This window comes from Erythrobacter sp. HI0063, from assembly GCF_001635685.1.
Taxonomy (GTDB): domain Bacteria; phylum Pseudomonadota; class Alphaproteobacteria; order Sphingomonadales; family Sphingomonadaceae; genus Qipengyuania.
In genome coordinates this window covers 1-202 of the sequence record NZ_LWFF01000090.1, presented here as the reverse complement: position 1 = coordinate 202, position 202 = coordinate 1, and the positions used below count along the sequence as shown (strand labels likewise).

At 63.4% G+C, this 202-nt stretch carries 1 protein-coding gene; it reads right to left on the bottom strand.

Features of this window, described 5'->3' with window-relative positions; genetic code table 11:
* Positions 1–202 (bottom strand): glycine--tRNA ligase subunit beta (locus A3736_RS04200; RefSeq protein WP_156501960.1); only part of this gene is annotated, 202 nt, incomplete at both ends.

The following is a 202-nucleotide window of genomic DNA, read 5'->3' as shown; positions in this document are numbered from 1 at the left end:
GCGCGCAATTTCAGCGCATAATCGTTGGTACTTCCGATAGTGATGTCGCCCGCGTGATGGAAGCGATGGCCGAGCGTGACAGCACCGCTGGTGACGCCGTGGACCTCACATGCGACCACCTCGTCACCCAGCAAGGCGACGATGCCCGACAGCGGGCGCACCCAGCGCAGGGATTCCGTGCTGAGCGAGACTTCACCCCAAC